Origin of the sequence: Porcincola intestinalis (assembly GCF_009696445.1) — a bacterium.
GTDB classification, from domain to species: Bacteria; Bacillota; Clostridia; order Lachnospirales; family Lachnospiraceae; genus Porcincola; species Porcincola intestinalis.
Genome location: NZ_VULZ01000006.1, coordinates 169,728 through 187,405, shown reverse-complemented (window position 1 = coordinate 187,405; position 17,678 = coordinate 169,728). Strand labels below are relative to the sequence as shown.

The window sequence follows — 17,678 nt, the reverse complement described above, 5'->3', positions numbered from 1 at the left end:
TCATGACCCCTGTTGAATACCATGAGAACTATTATGTAGCGGCATAAGAATACCGCCAGTCGATCATTCGACTGGCGGCACAAAACTTTTTAATTATTCACTGTCCTCTTGACGGGTAGCACAGCAATGGTGTTCCGGTTTTTTATGGTATTTATCAGTCGTGATCATTCTACTCCGTCATCCGGAATGGGCGAAACGTCACTTTGATAGACCTTCCGGAAGAAGATCAGTGATAGAATGAAGGAAGCGATTTCCGCAATGAAGAAGCACCACCAGACGTTGTTGACGTTTTCGGTCTTTGAGAGAAGCCAGGCGGACGGGATCAGGATGACAAGCTGCCTTCCAAGGGAGACAAAGAGAGAATAGAAGCTCTTTGAAAATGCCTGGAAGATGGAGCTCATGACGATGCCCATAGCTGCAATCGGGAAATGGATGGCGATCGTTCGAAGCGCGACAACACCCGTTTGTTTCATTTCCGGAGAAGCGCTGAAAAGATCGAGAAGTCTGTCGGGAATCAGCTCGAAGGTGGCTGTACCGCAGAGCATCACGCAGATCGCAAGCAACATGGCATATTTAAGGGCTTTGTTGATTCTCCGTTTGTGTTTGGCTCCATAGTTGAAAGCCAGGATCGGGATCAGACCGTTGTTAAGGCCGAATACCGGCATAAAGAAAAAGCTCTGGAGCTTAAAATACACACCGAAAACAGCCGTCGCTGTCGTCGAGAAGGCGATTAGGATCAGATCCATCAGGTAGGTCATGACTGAACCGATGCTCATCATCAGGATTGATGGTATGCCGACATAATAGATTCTGCCGATGATCTTTATGTCCGGATGAAGAATGGCTCCGGCGCTGATATGGATCTCGCGGTTTAATTTCAAGTTCATCATAAATCCAAGAACCGATGCAACAGTCTGACCGATGACTGTCGCGTATGCAGCGCCGGCCACTCCAAGTTTCGGGCAGCCCAACAGGCCGAAGATCATAACCGGATCAAGGAAAATATTGATGATCGCACCGGTCAGCTGCGAAATCATGCTCAGCATGGTTCTTCCGGTGGACTGCAGCAGCCGCTCAAAGGTGACCTGCATGAAAAGTCCGAAGGAGAGCGTCATCACAATACCGAGATAGGCATCGCCGTATTGAATAATATCCGCTGAGGATGTCTGACTCCTGATAAAGGACCCGGTGATTGTCAGTCCGAGAATTGCGGAGACGACAAAGCTAAGGAAGGCCAGAAAGATGCCGTTGTTCGCCGCCTTGTCTGATTTGTCAAATTCTCTGGCCCCGAGCGCCCGGGACAAAAGAGCGTTAATGCCAACGCCGGTGCCGGCCCCTACCGAGATCATGAGATTCTGCATGGGGAAAGCAAGCGTAACCGCTGTCAGTGCATTCTCGCTGATCTTCGCGACAAAGATGGAATCCACGATGTTGTAGAGGGCCTGCACCAGCATGGAAATCATCATGGGAACGGACATGTTGACGATCAGCTTCCGGATGGGCATGACACCCATCTTATTGCAAGTTTGGGCATTCATCTCTTTTTGTTCCATATGAAAAGTACTCCCTCTTTCTTTTTATCGCCGATCCATTTTATGAATTGATGGCGCGAACTATTTATTTTAACACAGAATATAGTGAATTCCCAGATGTTATAAATGAATCTAAAAAAAATCAAGTTATTAAGATTCTTAGACCATATGATGTCTTGTAATCAAAACAGCAAATATTAATGCACGTCGGGCGCTGGGCGAGATTACGAAAGGAGAATTTTTCTGCATCGCTGATACCATAAAAAAAGACAGGCAGATGGATACGGCAATTTTAGTCACCGGGCATGTCGTATCATCTTGATTCACATCTTGAAAAGTATATATTTATGTATATACTTAAAGTAACAGGAGGTGATGGGTATGGTAGAAACAGCAAAAGTATTTACAAACGGAGGGAGCCAGGCAGTCAGGCTTCCGAAAGATTTCAGATTTGATACGGATGAAGTGGATGTGAACCGCATTGGAAAAATTGTGATACTCGTCCCGAAAGAAAACAGATGGGCAGGCCTGCTCCAGTCGCTTGATATGTTCACGGACGATTTCATGAAAGATGGCCGCGGGGATCTTAAGACAGAGGAGAGAGAAGCATTATGACAATCAGGTTCATGCTCGATACCAACATGGTGATTTATATCATCAGGCATAAACCAGAATCTGTCCTCGAACACTTTCAGCAGTACGACCCGGCAGAGTTCTGTATCTCGGCGATCACGCTTGCAGAAATGCAGTATGGGATCAGCAAGAGTAGCAAACCGGAGAAAAACCAGCTGGCACTTGCCTCGTTTCTGTCCAACATTGCCGTGCTTCCGTTTGAAGAAGATGCTGCTGTGGAATATGGCGACATCCGGTCAGGGCTTGAAAAGAAAGGCACAGCAATCGGTCCAAATGACATGCTGATCGCTGCACACGCGAGGGCATTGGATCTGACTGTGGTGACAAATAATACAAAAGAGTTTGCAAGAGTGCCGGGACTGAAGCTCGATAACTGGACATAAGGAACCTGTAACAGAATCGTAAAAAGCAAAGAATCTGTGGACAAATTAAGGGGATTGATTGTATAGAATGAATGTTGTCTTCATCTTGCAGTCTCTACTACCATGTCCATGTCTGTCAGAGCTTCAGACACAATCCTTCCGGGGTCGGCATCCGGTTTTATCCAGTCGCCGATTGCGTCTTCCGGAAGAATCACCGGCATCCGGTTGTGGATTTTTGAAAGGATCTCGCCCGGTTCTCTTGTGAGGACGGTGAATACCGGGTACTTCAGCCCGCGTTCTTCCTCAATCCGGTACAGTCCGGCGAGATAGGTCACGGTGGCATTTCGCGGCTGAATTGCATATTTCTGGCCGGTTTTTACGGTCCCGTCCGGACGCTTTATATGTTCCCATTCAAAGTAATAGGACGCAGGCACAATGCAGCGATGACGGGCCCAGTCAACCGCAAAGGATGTTTTATCTTTCGCGGATTCGACTCTGGCGTTCACGACCGGATGGTCGATTCCGGTGATGTGATATCCCCACACCATGGGAAATACTGCCTGTTTTCCATCCCTGCCCGGCGCGATTACGGCTGCCATGTCTGTCGGACGGATTTCTCCCTCCGCCTTGAACTTCTTGCCGAGCACGCTGACCATCTTTGCTTTCAGCGGTGTGCGGCTGGCTGCCTCGACATATGGTCGGAGCTCCGGCGACAGCTCTACATAATAACGCGTACACATCCTGTGTCACTTCCTCTCATAGACTTCCATTTCTTTTTCTGCAATTGCTTCATCAAAGCCGTCCAGTGCATCAAACGGTGCGAACTGCTTCGCACGGTGTGCAGGATCCATCGGAATATGTTTTCGCCAGAAATCGCTGTATTTTTCGTGTCGAGGACGTCCCATCAGGTGCGTTTTCTCATATTTAAAACCGGCTGGCATTTCCATCGCTCCGACTGTGTTGTTTGTAACCATATCGTTTCCTTTCGCCGCCCGCTTTTTATGATGGATGTGAGGGAGAATCGAAAAGCAGCGGAGAGAATCAGTAGAAAGAATCAGGCTCTATGACCGCCGATCTGCCGGTTCCGTTCCAGCTGGTTGGCGCCTTTGAGCAGGTTATTTCCCTTGAAAACAGCGTTCATTCCGTATTTCTGGCGTACCTGCGACATGGCTCCCTGAAGCCTTCTTTCTTTCGCCAGCGCGCTGTAATCGGTAAAAAGATCCAGCTGGAAGCAGCCGTCATCAGAGGCCACTTTGTCTGCGCAGACGCCGAGCCGCCGGTACAGCAGATGGTGGTCGGTTTTCTGATCGAAAGAGGAGAGAACTGCGCCGACCACAGCTTGAAAGCTGTTTGTTTTTTCGCGCATTCTCACTGCTCCGTTGTGATGCTTCGGGTGAAGGCGTCCGTAAAAGTCAGGGACAACGGGACCTTCATAATTCGGCCATTATTCAAGACTCTTGTAATCATAGGATACCCACCAGCTGAAGCTTCTTGCAACAGTATTGTGAGCGAACATATCGGAGCAGAGCACCTCGATCATCTCTCGGAGGACGTTCCGCGCTTCCCCATACCTGTATGGTCTTGGAAGGACCTGCCCCTTCGAGAGAGAAGAGGAATCGGAGTGGTAATGCTTGATATCCCACATGGTGACCGGCTCTATTCCGAAGGCGTGGTCAATCAGAAGTTCACCGTCAATTCCGAATATCTTATAAAACCATTCTTCGTTCCATTCTGCACGCTCCGCGATATCCCCCATTGTGAAGAGGTAATTCCGTTCGAGTGTCCTGGCTTTTCCGGGACCGATCATCCAGAAGTCTGTGAGAGGACGGTGGTCCCAGAGAAGGTACTGATAACTGTCCTCGTTCAGCTCGGCAATCCGGACGCCGTTTTCGTCGGCAGGAGAGTGCTTTGCGACAATGTCCATGGCAACTTTTGCAAGGTAGAGGTTGGTTCCGATGCCGACGGTGGCTGTGATGCCGGTGGTCTTTAATATATCCCGGATAATCGTCATCGCCATGATATGTGCAGGGTGCCTGCCTGTTCTTCCTGCCTCGGGGGTGTAGAAGTGCAGATATGGTGTTGCATCGATGAAGCACTCATCAATGCTGTAAACATGTACATCCTCAGGTGCCGCATAGCGGAGGATGACAGAATAAATCTGGGCGCTGATCCTCTCGTAGAGAGCCATTCGGGGAACAGCGATTTCATAGTCAATCTTTGTGTGGTGCTGCCGTTCGTAGTCTTTTATCGCTCTTTTCGCTTCGAAGAGCCGGGGCCTTCCCGGCACGCCAATCGCTTTCAGTGCAGGGGAAACTGCAAGACAGATCGTCTGATCCGACCGTGATTCGTCTGCCACAAGGAGCCGTGCCTTCAGCGGGTCGTATCCTCTTGCAGCACACTCCACAGAGGCGTAGAAAGACTTCATGTCGATGGCAATATAAATTTTCTTCATAATCGGAAGGAGCTCCTCCATCAGGTATCAGACATTCCACTCTGATGATCCGGAACCAACGATATGCCCCATGAAGTTATTCTTGGGAAGATAGGGGAGCTCATGAAAAGAGTGCCTTTCTTTCCGGAGCATCTCGATTCTGTATATGAGCAGGTTGACATTCACATGCATGGCGGCCGCCACCTGCAGAAGCGTGTAATCAGAATTCAGAAGAGAGAGCAGTTTCTCCTTGTCGATGCGGATCCCGGCGGCGAATTCGTTGGCTTCAGCTTCCATGGTGGTATGCACATCGAAAATCTGGTATTCCCTGATGGGAGCAGTCTTTAATTCCTTCCGGTGAAGGCAGGCGTGGCCAAGCTCATGGGCAGCTACCTGTGCCATATCATCGTTCATAATCTCCTCTGTGTAGTGAGGGTTCTTTCGCATGAGGTTGTCAAAATAGGCATCATTTATAAAGATTGCAGGTCTGCTGCTCATCAGGCATGTGAGCCCGGGAAGCCCAGACTCCGGGTGGTTTTTATGAATGACCGGGATTTCGAGTTTCTCTGCAATCTTGAACGGATCTCTTGTTCCCGCCCACAGGACGAGCTGCTCAGGGGAATCAAGAGTCGGTTTTTTTCCATGCTTACTCGCCATCATCCTTCTTGTCCTTTGCATATCTTTTGTTTCTGAACCGCTGATTGTACTTCTTGGCTTCCCAGTATGTCTCCATCATGGCATCTTTTATAAAGTCGAGGTCGTTATCATCGAGTTCGCCGCCTGCGGCTGCAACACGGAAAGAGTTGATCAGCGCCTCGGCCTGTCTGCTTCCTCTGCCGCCGTATTGCTTCTTTGCCTTGAGGATGAAATCGGAATTCCCATCCTTCAAGGAATCTGCCGTTACACCAAGTGCATCGGCAAGAGCGTCATATGTCTCATTCTTCCGGGGAAGATGCTCCCCCAGCTCATAGCTTGCTATGTTGCGAATTGCTACGTGACTCTTCTGAGAGAGGTCTTTCTGTGTCATACCGGCATCCTGCCGCGCTTTCCTCAGCTTTTCTGCAAATGTCATATCCTGAGTTCCACCTTTCTGATTACACTGTTTATACTGTACACATTGCCTTGCACATATTGTCCTGTACATATTGCTTTGTATACATTGTCTTGTGCATATTGTTCTGTATATACTGTACTTGTACACTGACATGATTGAATGATCCCGGCAGCGAATGCCCCTGGCAGGATGCCGGTACGTACTGACGGTGTCATGTGATAAATAGCAGCATGCAAATGCGAGTCACATGTTTTATATGCATATAAATAGCATGAATGGAAGGTGAATGTCAATAGGGAGATGAAGAGTGAATGAGAAGAAAGACAGATCGTGGAGAAGAAAAGAGCCATCCGGAAGGCCCGGATGGCTCGAAGTGAACACGTGCGATGCCGCACGCGCATCATTGGATCAGCATCGCGTCCCCGAATGAGAAGAAGCGGTAGCGCTCTTGGACAGCGATTTTGTAAGCGTTCAGGATATTTTCCCTGCCGGCAAGAGCGGAGACAAGCATGATCAGTGTCGATTCAGGCAGGTGGAAATTCGTGATCAGCGCATCCATTATCTTGAATTTGTACCCGGGATATATGAAAATTCCCGTGTCCATCTCTCCGGAACGGACGGTTCCGTCATCCTGCGCCATGGACTCCAGCGTCCGGCAGGAGGTCGTTCCGACTGCGATGATCCGTCCGCCGTTTTTCTTCGTGTCATTGATCAGCTTAGCCGTGGCTTCGTTGATCATGCAGTGTTCGACATGCATGTGATGCTCTTCGATGTTGTCGACCTTGACGGGACGGAAGGTGCCGAGTCCGACGTGCAGCGTGAGCTGCGCGATGCCGACGCCCTTGTCCTGGATCTCTTTCAGCAGCTCCTTTGTGAAATGAAGCCCGGCTGTCGGCGCAGCCGCAGATCCATCGAACTTTGCATACACGGTATTGTAATAGGAGCGATCCTGGAGCGTGTGGGTGATGTAGGGCGGGAGCGGCATCTGCCCGAGCTTGTCCAGAATCTCCTCGAAGATGCCATCATAGCTGAAGCGGATATAGCGGTTGCCGTCCTCGACAACGTCCACAACCTCGCCGGTCAGAAGACCCTCTCCGAACGATATTTTCGTCCCGACCTTGCACTTTTTTCCAGGGCGGACCAGCGTCTCCCAGGTTGATTCACGGTCCTTGAGACGCCTCAGCAGAAGAACCTCGATGCTGGCGCCTGTATCAACCTTTGTTCCGATCAGCCGTGCGGGAATCACCTTTGTGTTGTTGATGACAAGGCAGTCGCCCGGGTTCAGGTAGTTGATGACATCCCGGAAGATATGGTGCTCCACCTCGCCGGTTTTCTTGTCCAGAACCATCAGCCGGGAAGCGGCACGGTCCGTGAGCGGATCCTGTGCAATCAGTTCCTTCGGAAGGTCATAATAAAAGTCGCTTGTCTTCAGCTGCATACATTCTCCCTTCACGGGGCTCTTGTCCCGGACATACCTTTAACTGCATCGCCGGCACAGTCAGGCCGCACGAACAACGTCTTGCAAACTCAATGAAAAGGGACGTGTCACCACGTCCCCCTTTGATCTCAACCCCCAGAATGCCGGTGTCCCACTTTTTGACTCCCTAGCTCACAAGCCAAGGTGGGTAACCGCAGCCGTACTTCAGCCTTCCTCTGCAAGGAGGCCTGACATCCGCACGGCAATCATAGGGAACCCTTTCACGTCAATGTAGGTTCAAAAATAGATGGAACTGCCGCACACCCCAGGATAAGATTTCTGTGTTTGCTGTGTTTGTCTGAGAACATTATGACACTGGCTTTTTGAGATGTCAACCATGTCGGCAGCATCCGGAAAATGATTCTGGCGCAGATCAGCCGGGTGCTTTGCCCGGGCAGAGCGGACTTTGGATCCCGGACAGAGCGGGGGGCTGAATCCCGGGCGAACGGCTTGATAATGCGGTTTCGACGTATTATCATGGACAGAAAAGAGTCTGACAGTGAGAAGAGAACGGAGGCAGGAATGAAATTCGAGGAGATGCCGTACAGCCGCATCGACATGGAAGCTGTAAGAAAGGATTTTGCGGATCTGGAGAAGCGTTTTACGGAGGCGGACAGCGGAGAGAAGCAGTTTGCGGTCCATCAAGACTATTATAAGATAATCGGCCATATCATGACAGAATCGACACTGGCGGAGATCCGGCATGATATCGATATGACAGATGAATTTTATAAGGGAGGGCAGGATTTTTATGATGCCGTGATGCCGGACATCCAGAACCTGAACGTCCGTTATCAGAAGATGCTTTTCCATTCGAAGTTCAGACCGTACCTGGAGGAGAAGATCGGCAAGGTTGCGTTCAAGAACATCGAACTCGCGATGAAGTCGGTGGACGAGAAGATTCTGCCGCTGATGCAGGAGGAGAATAAGCTCCAGAGCGGCTACAACCAGCTTCTGGCAACCGCGAAGATTGACTGGAATGGCGAGACTCTGAACCTTTCCCTGATGAACCCGTATCTGCACAGTCCGGACAGGGCAGTGCGTGTGGAGGCATGGAAGAAGTACTCCGCCTTTTTCTCTGCTCACAAGGAGGAATTGGACGACTTCTACGACAAGCTGGTGAAGTGCCGCACGAAACAGGCGGAACAGATGGGATATAAGAACTATCTCGGTCTCGGATACTGCCGCATGATGCGCAACTGCTACACACGGAGTGATATAGCAGAGTTCCGCAGGCAGGTGAAGAGGGATTTTGTCCCATTTGCAGAGCGGCTCCATGAAAGACGCAGACAGCGCCTCGGCCTCTGCAGCCTTCACTTTGAGGACGAGGGAGTCTACTTTCAGAACGGGAATCCGGCGCCGATCGGTACACCGGAAGAGATCCTGGAAGCCGGACGGAAGATGTACCGTGAGCTGTCACCGGAGACCGGAAAGTTCATGGACTTCATGTGCGACAATCATCTGTTTGACGTAATCGGGCGCAGGACAAAGAAGACCGGAGGCTACATGACGTACCTGCCGGACTACAAGGCTCCATTCATCTTCGCAAACTTCAACGGAACCTCCGGGGATGCGGATGTCATCACGCATGAGTGCGGACATGCCTTCCAGGGCTGGATTGTCGCCGATGATCCGATCCGAGAGCATGCGGATATCACGATGGAGACGGCTGAAACGCACTCCATGTCGATGGAATTCTTCACCGAGCCCTGGATGAATCTGTTCTTCGGAGCGCGCGCGAAGGACTATGTGGACATGCACTTTGAGGATAGCTGCTGCTTTATCCCGTACGGGACGATGGTCGACGAGTTCCAGGATATCATTTACGACGATCCGTCTCTTGACCCGAAGACCCGCAACGAGGTCTGGCGGGACCTGGAGCGGCAGTACAAGCCTCACCTGGATTATTCCGGGAATGACTACTATGAGCAGGGCGGCTTCTGGCAGAAGCAGCATCATATCTATGATTGTCCGCTGTACTACATCGACTACTGTATCGCTCAGACGGATGCACTTCAGTACAAGGTCTGGATGGACAGGGATTACAAGAGTGCCTGGAGCAGTTATCTGAAGCTGTGCAGGCTGTCCGCTTCGGATTTCTTCCCGGGGCTGGTGAAGGAAGCAGGGCTTGTGAACCCGTTCGAGGACGGATGCCTGAAGAGCGTTGTCAGACAGCTCACAGACCGAATGAATCTGTAAAAGGCGGACGGTCATGGGACTGTGCTTTTGCTGTCATTCTCATTGTGCCTGAGGGGCACGCCCAGAAATCGGCTGCAGAGACAGGAAAATTTACGACTGAGGTGAAAGGTTGAAAAGAATCGCAGTTGTCACCGGGGCTTCCAGCGGCCTCGGGAGAGAGTATGTAAAGCTGCTGGATGAGCGCCTGGCCGCGCATCCGGAGGAGAAGCTGGATGAGATTTGGGTGATCGCGCGCAGAAGGGACAGGCTGGAGGCCCTCCAGAGGGACGTCAGGATCCCGCTGAGGGTGATCCCGCTTGATCTGACCAGCCCGTCCTTTGAGTCAGAAATCAGGCAGCTTTATGAGTCGGAGAGGCCGGACATCGCTTTTCTGATCAATGCCGCCGGCTTTGGAAAAATCGGAAGCTATGCAGATATATCAGAACAGGATGCCGGACGCATGGTTGATCTGAACTGCAGGGCGCCCGTTCTCATGTGCCAGCTGTCCATTCCATATATGAACGAAGGGGCACGGATCCTGAATGTCTGCTCGACTGCAGCCTTCTCCTCCTTTCAGTACCTTGGGATCTATTGTGCGTCAAAGTCGTTTTTATACCGGTACTCGAGAGCACTAAGGGTGGAACTGCTCAAGCGGAGAATTTCCGTCACGGCTGTCTGTCCTTATTGGATCAAGGATACAGAGTTCATACCGGTTGCGCAGAAAACGGATTCACATTCCTATATCCGTCATTTTGAGCCGGCCTCGAGGCGGACAACCGTCGCCAGATGGTCTATGGCTGATACAATCAACCGGTTTGCGGTGTCGACACCGGGGCCTGTGTGTACGCTCCACAGGATCTTCGGCAAAATCATTCCGAATGAACTGATGGCCGGGATCTGGGCGCTGATCCGGAGAATCTGAGCCCGTGAGACGGGGCCTTGAGCCCGTGAGACAGGGCCTTTAAGACATGGCCTGTGAGGTACGGCTGGAACATAAAACAGGAGCGATATCCGGCAGCTGTCCGGAGCCGCATCGCATAAAATCAGAATGAAATGATTGGATAAGGCTGGAAAGGAAGGCGCGTGTGAAAAAGGTACTTGTAGCGGGCTCGGCAGTGGTGGATGTTGTCATCCATGTCGATCATCTGCCGAAGAGAGGGGAAGACATTAATGTATACGGGCAGGATATGTCGCTCGGCGGCTGTGCCTACAATGTATCGGACTGCCTGAGACACTTTGGTGTTCCGTTTATTCCATTTTATCCGGTTGGAACCGGCGTATATGGGGATTTTGTCCGGGCAAGACTGAAGGAGCGTGGCATTGTCTCAGAGGCCCCGTCTCCGGCGGAGGAGAACGGCTGTTGCTATTGTCTGGTGGAGCCGGACGGAGAGCGCACCTTTATCTGCTACCATGGGGCAGAGTACCGCTTTCAGCCGGGGTGGTTTGACCAGCTGGACGCTTCACAGATCGACACGGTCTATCTGTGCGGACTGGAAGTCGAGGAGCCGACGGGCATCAACATGATTGAGTATCTGGAGCGTCATCCGGAATATACGATCTTCTTTGCGCCGAGCGCCCGGATCTGCAGCATCCCGAAAGAAAAGATGAACAGGCTGCTGGCGCTGCGTCCGATTCTGCACCTCAACCTGGATGAGGCGTCAAGATTTACCGGAGCGGATACCCTGCATGAGGCAGGGAGCAGGCTGACCGATCAGACAGGAAACCTCGCCATCATCACACTGGGATCGAAGGGCTGTTATCTGTCCTATCCGGATGGAAACTACGAGCTGATTCCGGCTGTTCCGCTTCCGGATGAGCACGGCGGAGATGCCATTGGAGCGGGGGACAGCCATATCGGCAGCATCATCGCCCTTCGCAAGCTTGGCTTTTCGTTCGAGAAGGCGGTCAGGTTGGCAAACCGCGTCTCGGCGGAGGTGGTCTGTACAGACGGCGCCCTGCTGTCAGATGAGCAGTTTGAACGGCTTCATCTGATTCAGACAGAGGGCGGTGTGACGTCGGCAGGCTGAGACAAAGGGTTGTCAAATACTGCTTCCTCCGGCTGCTGCAGCAGAACACGGACCAGAAGCCGGACCAGAAGCAATGCTGTATAAGGAGTACAGAGACAGAGAAAGACCAGCCGGGGGCTGCCCGGCTGGTCTTTCTCTGCTTTCTGTCTGTTTGCATGTTTGAATAGCCGTATCAAAAGCGGCATTTTGTAAGCCTGACGTCAGACGACCTGCGATGCCTTGTTTTTGATCTTTCTGACATGGGTCCGGATCTTGATCACGGAGATGATGATCAGAACGATGATTGTGACGGCATAGGGGAGCATCATGACCAGGTCAACCGGCGCGTTGGTCAGCTGGAGCTGGTTTGCAATGGCATCGGACACACCGAACACCATCGCGCACAGCATCGCGCCGATCGGGTTGCCGCGCACCATGGAGGACGCGCACAGACCGATGTATCCGCGTCCGGCAACCATATTCTTGGTGAATGCCGAGGTGTAGCCCATCGACATGAACACGCCGCCGATCCCGCCAAGCAGTCCGGAGATTGCCCAGGTCAGGAAGTACGTCCTTGAGACGGAAATTCCGACTGATTCAGCCGCGTTCGGATTTTCCCCGACCGCCCGGATATGGACGCCGGTGCGGGATCTCTTGATGAAGATCATCAGGAGAATGGCGGCAAGAATTGCCCCGTAGGTCAGCAGATTCTGGTTGTTGAGCATCCTTCCGATGATCGGGACGTTCTTTAAGAACGGAAGCGCGATCTTCGGAAGAGACTGAGACTTGATGGTCATGGCAGAGGTGGACTTGTCACCTGTCACGACATAGAGCATAAAGATTGTTCCGCCGCCCGAGGCAAGGTTGATCGCGATCTGCGCAAGCATCAGATCGGCCTTTCCCTTGACGGTCGCCAGGGCGATCAGCAGGCCTGTGACAACGCCAGCGCAGCAGCCTCCGAGGAATCCAAGCCAGACACTTCCGGTCCAGCCGTTGACCATGACACCAATCAGGGCGCCCCAGAGCATCATGGACTCCGCCGCCATATTGAACAGTCCGGCCTTCTCACAGATCGCTGCGGACAGTGCTGCAAAGATCAGAGGAGTGGAAAGCCTCAGCACAGAATATAAAAATGAACCGATTCGCAGTGCGCTCATGCCTTCGCCTCCTTTTCTTTCAGACTCTTCTTCGCTGCGCTGAAGATGAGCCTCTTCTTCCAGCCGGACAGGAACATCTCAGCGGCAACCAGGACGATGATGATCCCCTGGATAATCGAGACAAATTCCGGCGGAATCTGCGTCTTGGTCGCAACCAGGCTTGCACCTGTGCGGATATAGGCGATCAGAAACGCGGAGAGCGGGACAAGAACCGGATTCTTCCTTGCAAGCACCGCGATCATCAGACCGTCAAAGCCGTAGCCCGTCAGGCTTTCCCATTTGTAGCGCGGGAACATTCCGAGAATCTGGACAGAGCCGCCCATTCCTGCAAATGCACCGCCGATGACCTGCGACAGGATGATGGTGGAGCCGACCGGGATTCCGATGTACCTTGCAAACGATGGATTGACGCCGACGGCGCGCATCTTATAGCCAAAGGGCATCTTGTAGAACAGGATGGCCACAAAGACCACGCAGGCCAGAGCGATCAGAAGACCGATATGGATCTGCGTCCCCGGAATCAGGTTTGCCAGCTTGACCTTCCTGCCCAGCTTGTAGGAGGCGGTGACGGAAGCGCCCTGGTCCTTGATGACATTCTTCAGGATGTACGTTGTGAAGTACAGCAGGATGTAGTTCAGCATCAGGGAGATGACGCAGACATCCGCGTGGAAAACTTGATCCGCGATCGCCGGGATGGCAGTCGAAAGCATGCCGGCAAGCGCGCCAACGATGATGCAGAGAATGATTGCGATCCATCCTGGAACAGCGGTATCTCTGAGTGCGATCGCAACACAGGCCGCCAGGCAGCCGCCAAGATTGACCGCGCCTTCTCCGGCGAGGTTGAACTTGTTGATCGCATATACATAGCACATGCAAAGACCGGTGAAGACCAGCGGAATCATCAGCGTGAAGATGTCGCCTACGTGCTTTTTGGAGTTGAACGGCCCGATGATGAACAGAGAAATGACGTTCCAGGGGTCGTCTGAAATCAGTGCCAGAATGATCAGCGCGATCAGGTAAGCCAGCAGGATGGCGATCAGAATTCTGACCACATCGAAGGTATTCTCAATTCTCTTTGTCTTATTCACAGCAGCCCCTCCATCTCATCCGGCGTCATGGTCTTGATACCGAGCATGTACTCGCCGAGCTCGTCCTCGGATACCATGGATGCCTTTGAAAATGCGGCCACAATCTTTCCCTGTCTGATGACGAGGAGTCGGTCGCTGACTTCCAGAACTTCGTTCAGGTCGGCTGAGATCAGAAGAGAAGCGATCTGTTTTTCACGGACCTGCCGGACAAGGTACTTGCGGATCATCTCCGCGGTACCAACGTCGACGCCGCGGGTCGGCTGGTTTGCTAGAACGAAATTCGCTCCCGACGTGAACTCACGTGCAACGACAACCTTCTGGATGTTTCCGCCTGAGAGCAGCCGAATCTCCTCGGAACGGTCATCACAGGAAATCTCGAATTCCTTGATCAGGGCGTCCGTCTGGGCGATGGCCTTCTGCTGATCCAGGAAAATTCCTTTCATATTCTCTGGACGGTCAAAGCGGTCCGCCATCACATTGTCCATGATGGACATCGTGCTGACGCAGCCGACCGTCATGCGGTCTTCGGGGATGTGGCTCATGCCGCTTCTCCGGATGTCGCTGATCCTTCTGCCGGAGATGCTCTTTCCATTCAGCAGAACATCGCCGCCGTCATATTTCTGCATGCCGGAGATGCAGTCGGAGAGATAGTTTTGTCCGTTGCCCTCAACGCCGGCGATTCCGAGGACTTCACCTTCTCTGATGGTGAAGGAGATATGGTCAAGCACAACCTTTCCTTCATCGGAGAGCTTCTCAAGATTTTTCACCTCGAGGACCGGCTTTCCGGGCTTCGGATCCGGTTTCTCAATTTTCAGAATGACATCTCTGCCAACCATCAGGCGGGAAAGCTTGCGTTCATCAAGCTCAGAGATGGGATAGGAGCCATTGCAGTAGCCGTGACGCAGGATCGTGACGTTGTCGCACAGCTCCATGACTTCCTCCAGCTTATGGGATATGAAGATGACAGAATGCCCGCTCTTTTTCAGAAGCTTCAGCTGCTCGAACAGCTCCTTCGTCTCCTGCGGAGTCAGGACCGCCGTCGGCTCATCGAGTATCAGGACCTTCGCGCCTCTTGCAAGCGCCTTGAGAATCTCAACCTTCTGCATCAGGCCGACGGAGAGCTCGCTGACAGTTGCGGTGGCATCGAGGCCAAACTGATACTTGTCTGAAAGCTGCTGCGTCATCTTCACGCAGGCTTCGTTATCCACAAGCCCGTGCTTTCTGGGCTCGATTCCGAGCGTCACATTCTGGGCGACCGTCATCGACGGCACGAGCATAAAGTGCTGGTGCACCATACCGACGCCCTTTGCGATTGCATCAAGGGGAGAGGTGATTTTAACCTGCTTTCCCTCAACATAAATTCTGCCCTCCTGCGGCTGCTCCATACCGAACAGCACTTTCATGAGGGTTGTCTTGCCGGCACCATTCTCACCGACAAGCGCGTGGATCTCTCCCTCCTGGACAGAGAAAGTGATTCCTTTATTTGCCACGAAGCCATTGGGATAGATCTTCGTGATATTTTCCATTTTCAGGGCTTCCATGCAAATCTCCTCATCTGAGACAGCCTCAAAAGACGGCTTGCCTGAGCCTACCTGATCTGATGTGAAATGGGCGGGAGATGGAGCGCCATCGTCCCGCCCTGATACGCTTGATCTGTTGTTTATCTACTGTGTTCTGACTGCGACTGCTGTGTTATGGATTGACAGAGTCGATCAGAGACTGATACTCGTCATCGGAAGCAAAGTCGAAGTAGGACTTCGGTGTGATGCTGCCGTCCGCGATGCCTGCCTCAGCCTTCTTGACTGCGTCCTTGATATCCTGCGGAACAACCTTCTCATAGTAGTCATTGTCCGCGATGCCGACAGCGCCTTCCTTGACGCCCATCGCCTCAAGTGTCCCCCACTTCGCGTCGTCGATGTTCTTGAATACATTGACCAGCATGGTGCCGACTTCCTTTGTGACAGATGTCGCGATGACATTCGCGTAGTCCGGGTTATCCTTCTCAAATGCCTTGTACTGGTCGGAGTCTACACCGAGGGTCCAGATGTCGCCGACTTCATTTGCCGCCTCGAAGGCACCGGTTCCTGCGCCGCCTGCGATCGGGAAGAAGACATCAACACCCTTTGCAGAGTTCTGGGTTTCGCACAGCTCCTTCATCTTTGCGGAGTTGGACCAGTCGCCGACCCATGCGGTCGAGACCTTGATATCCGGGTTCTGCGCCTGTGCGCCATCGATGTATCCGGTGATGAAATCCTTGATGACCGGGTTCTCGACACCGCCGACAGCACCGATCGCACCCGTCTTGGAGAGGCCGGCTGCAACGATTCCGCCCAGGTAGGAGGACTCATTCTGCTTGAAGTAGATGTAAAGCATATTGTCCGCCGCAACCTCGGAATCGGAGTTGATATCGAAGAGGATGAACTTGGTATCCGGGTACTGATCCGCGATCGCCTCGACATTGTCCTGATAGGTGGAGGAGACAACCATGTAGTCGCATCCGTCTTCCAGAGCATTCTGGATCAGCTGGTCGTAGGTGGAGGCATCCTCACCGGTCTCGATGGTATTGACATCGTAGCCCGCTGCACGGAGGACATTCATGCCGACCTCGCCGGAGTCATTGAAGGACATGTCGCCGAGCCCTGTGCAGACATATGCGACTTTTCCGGAACCTGTAAAGTCAGCCGTTGCCTCTGTCGAAGATTCTGTGGATGCCTCGGTCTCGCCGGCGAAGGCAGCCGCTGCGGAAGTGACCGCAAGCGTTCCTCCGAGAACCGCTGCTAACCATACTTTGTTTGCTTTTCTCATATCCGTTCCTCCTTTATATATGAGACGAAACTGTGTGCGCCGCCTGTCAGGCGGGACAGTACATGATGGGACGCCGCCTCTTCTTAGAAAGAAGCGGTACAGCTTGTATAAGTCACAGCCGGCAGGAGCGTCCATGCGGAATGTTCACGCCGGCACGGCTTATCAGTGGGACCGGGGCTCATACAGATACGGCTGTTCTCAGCGCGACCTTCATCATATCCCGGAAGCTTGTCTGTCTGTCCTGGGCGGACATCGATTCACCGGTCACCATGGAGTCGGAAACGGTGAACATCGCCAGGGCATTCGCATGTCCCTCTGCAGCATTGCAGTAGAGGGCATAGCTTTCCATCTCGCTGGCCAGAACACCCATCTCCGCCATCGCCTTCCACGGATCATTCTTCCGATAAAAGACATCGGTGGAATTGACCAGACCGACCTGATACCGGATCTTTTCCTTATCCGCAACCTCGACGGCCCGCCTCAGAAGCGGGAAAGATGCCACCGCGCAGAACTGAGTCGGCAGGTTGAAATGCGCGCCATAGTTGCTGTCCGTGCAGGCCCCCTCCGCCATCACGATGTCGCCGAGCTTCAGGTCCGGCTGCATCGCGCCGCAGGAGCCGATCCGGATGAGGTTCTTCACACCGTAGAAATGAATCAGCTCGTAGGTGTAGATTCCGATCGACGGGATGCCCATCCCGGTTGCCATGACGGAAACCTTTTTCCCTTCGAATGTGCCGGTATAGCCCAGAATATTGCGCACAGCGTTGAACTGAACCGGGCTCTCCAGAAAATGATCTGCGATGTACTTTGCTCGAAGCGGATCACCCGGGAGCAGAATCGACTCGGCGATATCACCTGGTGCAGCACTATTGTGGGGAGTAGACATACGATCATGCCTCCTTTGTGAATGTTATTGGTAAAGTTGTTTAAATTATAGCATACTTATAAACAGAAT

The 17,678-nt window shown here is 52.5% G+C and carries 18 protein-coding genes and 1 other RNA gene; 5 read left to right on the top strand and 14 right to left on the bottom strand.

Going from position 1 to position 17,678, the window contains the following annotated elements; genetic code table 11:
- Positions 1 to 164: 164 nt before the first annotated feature.
- Complete coding sequence (locus tag FYJ35_RS07495) at positions 165 to 1,553, bottom strand: MATE family efflux transporter (RefSeq protein WP_154525136.1); 1,389 nt, start codon at positions 1,551 to 1,553, stop codon at positions 165 to 167.
- Between the two features lie 360 nt (positions 1,554 to 1,913).
- Here FYJ35_RS07495 and vapB point away from each other — a divergent pair, with 360 nt between their 5' ends.
- On the top strand, positions 1,914 to 2,147 hold the full coding sequence (gene vapB, locus FYJ35_RS07490; RefSeq protein WP_154525134.1) for a type II toxin-antitoxin system antitoxin VapB: 234 nt from the start codon (positions 1,914 to 1,916) through the stop codon (positions 2,145 to 2,147).
- A 2-nt stretch (positions 2,148 to 2,149) separates the two neighbouring features.
- Positions 2,150 to 2,548 (top strand): type II toxin-antitoxin system tRNA(fMet)-specific endonuclease VapC, encoded by a 399-nt coding sequence (gene vapC / locus FYJ35_RS07485; protein WP_328597062.1) that lies wholly within the window; start codon positions 2,150 to 2,152, stop codon positions 2,546 to 2,548.
- Positions 2,549 to 2,628: 80 nt separating this feature from the next.
- Here the strand turns inward: vapC and FYJ35_RS07480 are convergent, their stop codons facing one another.
- The 8 genes from FYJ35_RS07480 to ssrS form a co-directional block, all read right to left on the bottom strand.
- Complete coding sequence (locus FYJ35_RS07480) at positions 2,629 to 3,267, bottom strand: SOS response-associated peptidase (protein ID WP_154525130.1); 639 nt, start codon at positions 3,265 to 3,267, stop codon at positions 2,629 to 2,631.
- Positions 3,268 to 3,273: 6 nt separating this feature from the next.
- Complete coding sequence (locus tag FYJ35_RS07475) at positions 3,274 to 3,501, bottom strand: hypothetical protein (RefSeq protein ID WP_154525128.1); 228 nt, start codon at positions 3,499 to 3,501, stop codon at positions 3,274 to 3,276.
- An 80-nt stretch (positions 3,502 to 3,581) separates the two neighbouring features.
- Positions 3,582 to 3,893 carry a hypothetical protein gene (locus tag FYJ35_RS15385; RefSeq protein WP_331469182.1) on the bottom strand — a complete coding sequence of 104 codons (312 nt, stop codon included), beginning with the start codon at positions 3,891 to 3,893 and terminating at the stop codon, positions 3,582 to 3,584.
- Between the two features lie 78 nt (positions 3,894 to 3,971).
- Positions 3,972 to 4,979 (bottom strand): Y-family DNA polymerase, encoded by a 1,008-nt coding sequence (locus FYJ35_RS07470; RefSeq protein ID WP_331469181.1) that lies wholly within the window; start codon positions 4,977 to 4,979, stop codon positions 3,972 to 3,974.
- Positions 4,980 to 5,006: 27 nt separating this feature from the next.
- Positions 5,007 to 5,618 carry an ImmA/IrrE family metallo-endopeptidase gene (locus FYJ35_RS07465; protein WP_205839761.1) on the bottom strand — a complete coding sequence of 204 codons (612 nt, stop codon included), beginning with the start codon at positions 5,616 to 5,618 and terminating at the stop codon, positions 5,007 to 5,009.
- A complete protein-coding gene (locus FYJ35_RS07460; RefSeq protein ID WP_205839760.1) occupies positions 5,605 to 6,030 on the bottom strand; it encodes a helix-turn-helix domain-containing protein in 426 nt (141 codons plus the stop codon). Before FYJ35_RS07460 ends, FYJ35_RS07465 begins: the two co-directional genes overlap by 14 nt.
- Positions 6,031 to 6,412: 382 nt before the next feature.
- The gene (gene queA / locus FYJ35_RS07455) at positions 6,413 to 7,444 is read right to left on the bottom strand and encodes a tRNA preQ1(34) S-adenosylmethionine ribosyltransferase-isomerase QueA (protein WP_154525163.1); all 1,032 of its coding nucleotides are present in this window, start codon (positions 7,442 to 7,444) and stop codon (positions 6,413 to 6,415) included.
- A gap of 134 nt (positions 7,445 to 7,578) precedes the next feature.
- A non-coding RNA gene (ssrS, locus tag FYJ35_RS07450) (6S RNA) lies at positions 7,579 to 7,764 on the bottom strand.
- A 247-nt stretch (positions 7,765 to 8,011) separates the two neighbouring features.
- On the opposite strand from ssrS, the gene FYJ35_RS07445 reads away from it, so the two are divergent.
- From FYJ35_RS07445 to FYJ35_RS07435, 3 genes are all read left to right on the top strand, one after another.
- Positions 8,012 to 9,688, top strand: a complete 1,677-nt coding sequence (locus FYJ35_RS07445; RefSeq protein WP_154525122.1) for a M3 family oligoendopeptidase — start codon at positions 8,012 to 8,014, stop codon at positions 9,686 to 9,688.
- A 109-nt stretch (positions 9,689 to 9,797) separates the two neighbouring features.
- Positions 9,798 to 10,589: an SDR family NAD(P)-dependent oxidoreductase gene (locus tag FYJ35_RS07440; protein WP_154525120.1), complete on the top strand. Its 792-nt coding sequence runs from the start codon at positions 9,798 to 9,800 to the stop codon at positions 10,587 to 10,589.
- 163 nt (positions 10,590 to 10,752) lie between these two features.
- Positions 10,753 to 11,694: a PfkB family carbohydrate kinase gene (locus tag FYJ35_RS07435; protein ID WP_328597061.1), complete on the top strand. Its 942-nt coding sequence runs from the start codon at positions 10,753 to 10,755 to the stop codon at positions 11,692 to 11,694.
- A 200-nt stretch (positions 11,695 to 11,894) separates the two neighbouring features.
- On the opposite strand, the gene FYJ35_RS07430 is transcribed toward FYJ35_RS07435, so the two are convergent.
- The 5 genes from FYJ35_RS07430 to deoD form a co-directional block, all read right to left on the bottom strand.
- Positions 11,895 to 12,830 (bottom strand): ABC transporter permease, encoded by a 936-nt coding sequence (locus tag FYJ35_RS07430; RefSeq protein WP_154525116.1) that lies wholly within the window; start codon positions 12,828 to 12,830, stop codon positions 11,895 to 11,897.
- Positions 12,827 to 13,918, bottom strand: a complete 1,092-nt coding sequence (locus tag FYJ35_RS07425) for an ABC transporter permease (protein WP_328597060.1) — start codon at positions 13,916 to 13,918, stop codon at positions 12,827 to 12,829. Before FYJ35_RS07425 ends, FYJ35_RS07430 begins: the two co-directional genes overlap by 4 nt.
- A complete protein-coding gene (locus FYJ35_RS07420; protein ID WP_154525114.1) occupies positions 13,915 to 15,459 on the bottom strand; it encodes an ABC transporter ATP-binding protein in 1,545 nt (514 codons plus the stop codon). The genes FYJ35_RS07425 and FYJ35_RS07420 overlap by 4 nt, the downstream gene beginning before the upstream one ends.
- 151 nt (positions 15,460 to 15,610) lie before the next feature.
- Positions 15,611 to 16,723, bottom strand: coding sequence for a BMP family ABC transporter substrate-binding protein (locus tag FYJ35_RS07415; protein ID WP_205839758.1), 1,113 nt, complete (start codon positions 16,721 to 16,723; stop codon positions 15,611 to 15,613).
- A 178-nt stretch (positions 16,724 to 16,901) separates the two neighbouring features.
- On the bottom strand, positions 16,902 to 17,609 hold the full coding sequence (gene deoD, locus FYJ35_RS07410) for a purine-nucleoside phosphorylase (RefSeq protein WP_154525110.1): 708 nt from the start codon (positions 17,607 to 17,609) through the stop codon (positions 16,902 to 16,904).
- Between the last annotated feature and the right edge of the window lie 69 nt (positions 17,610 to 17,678).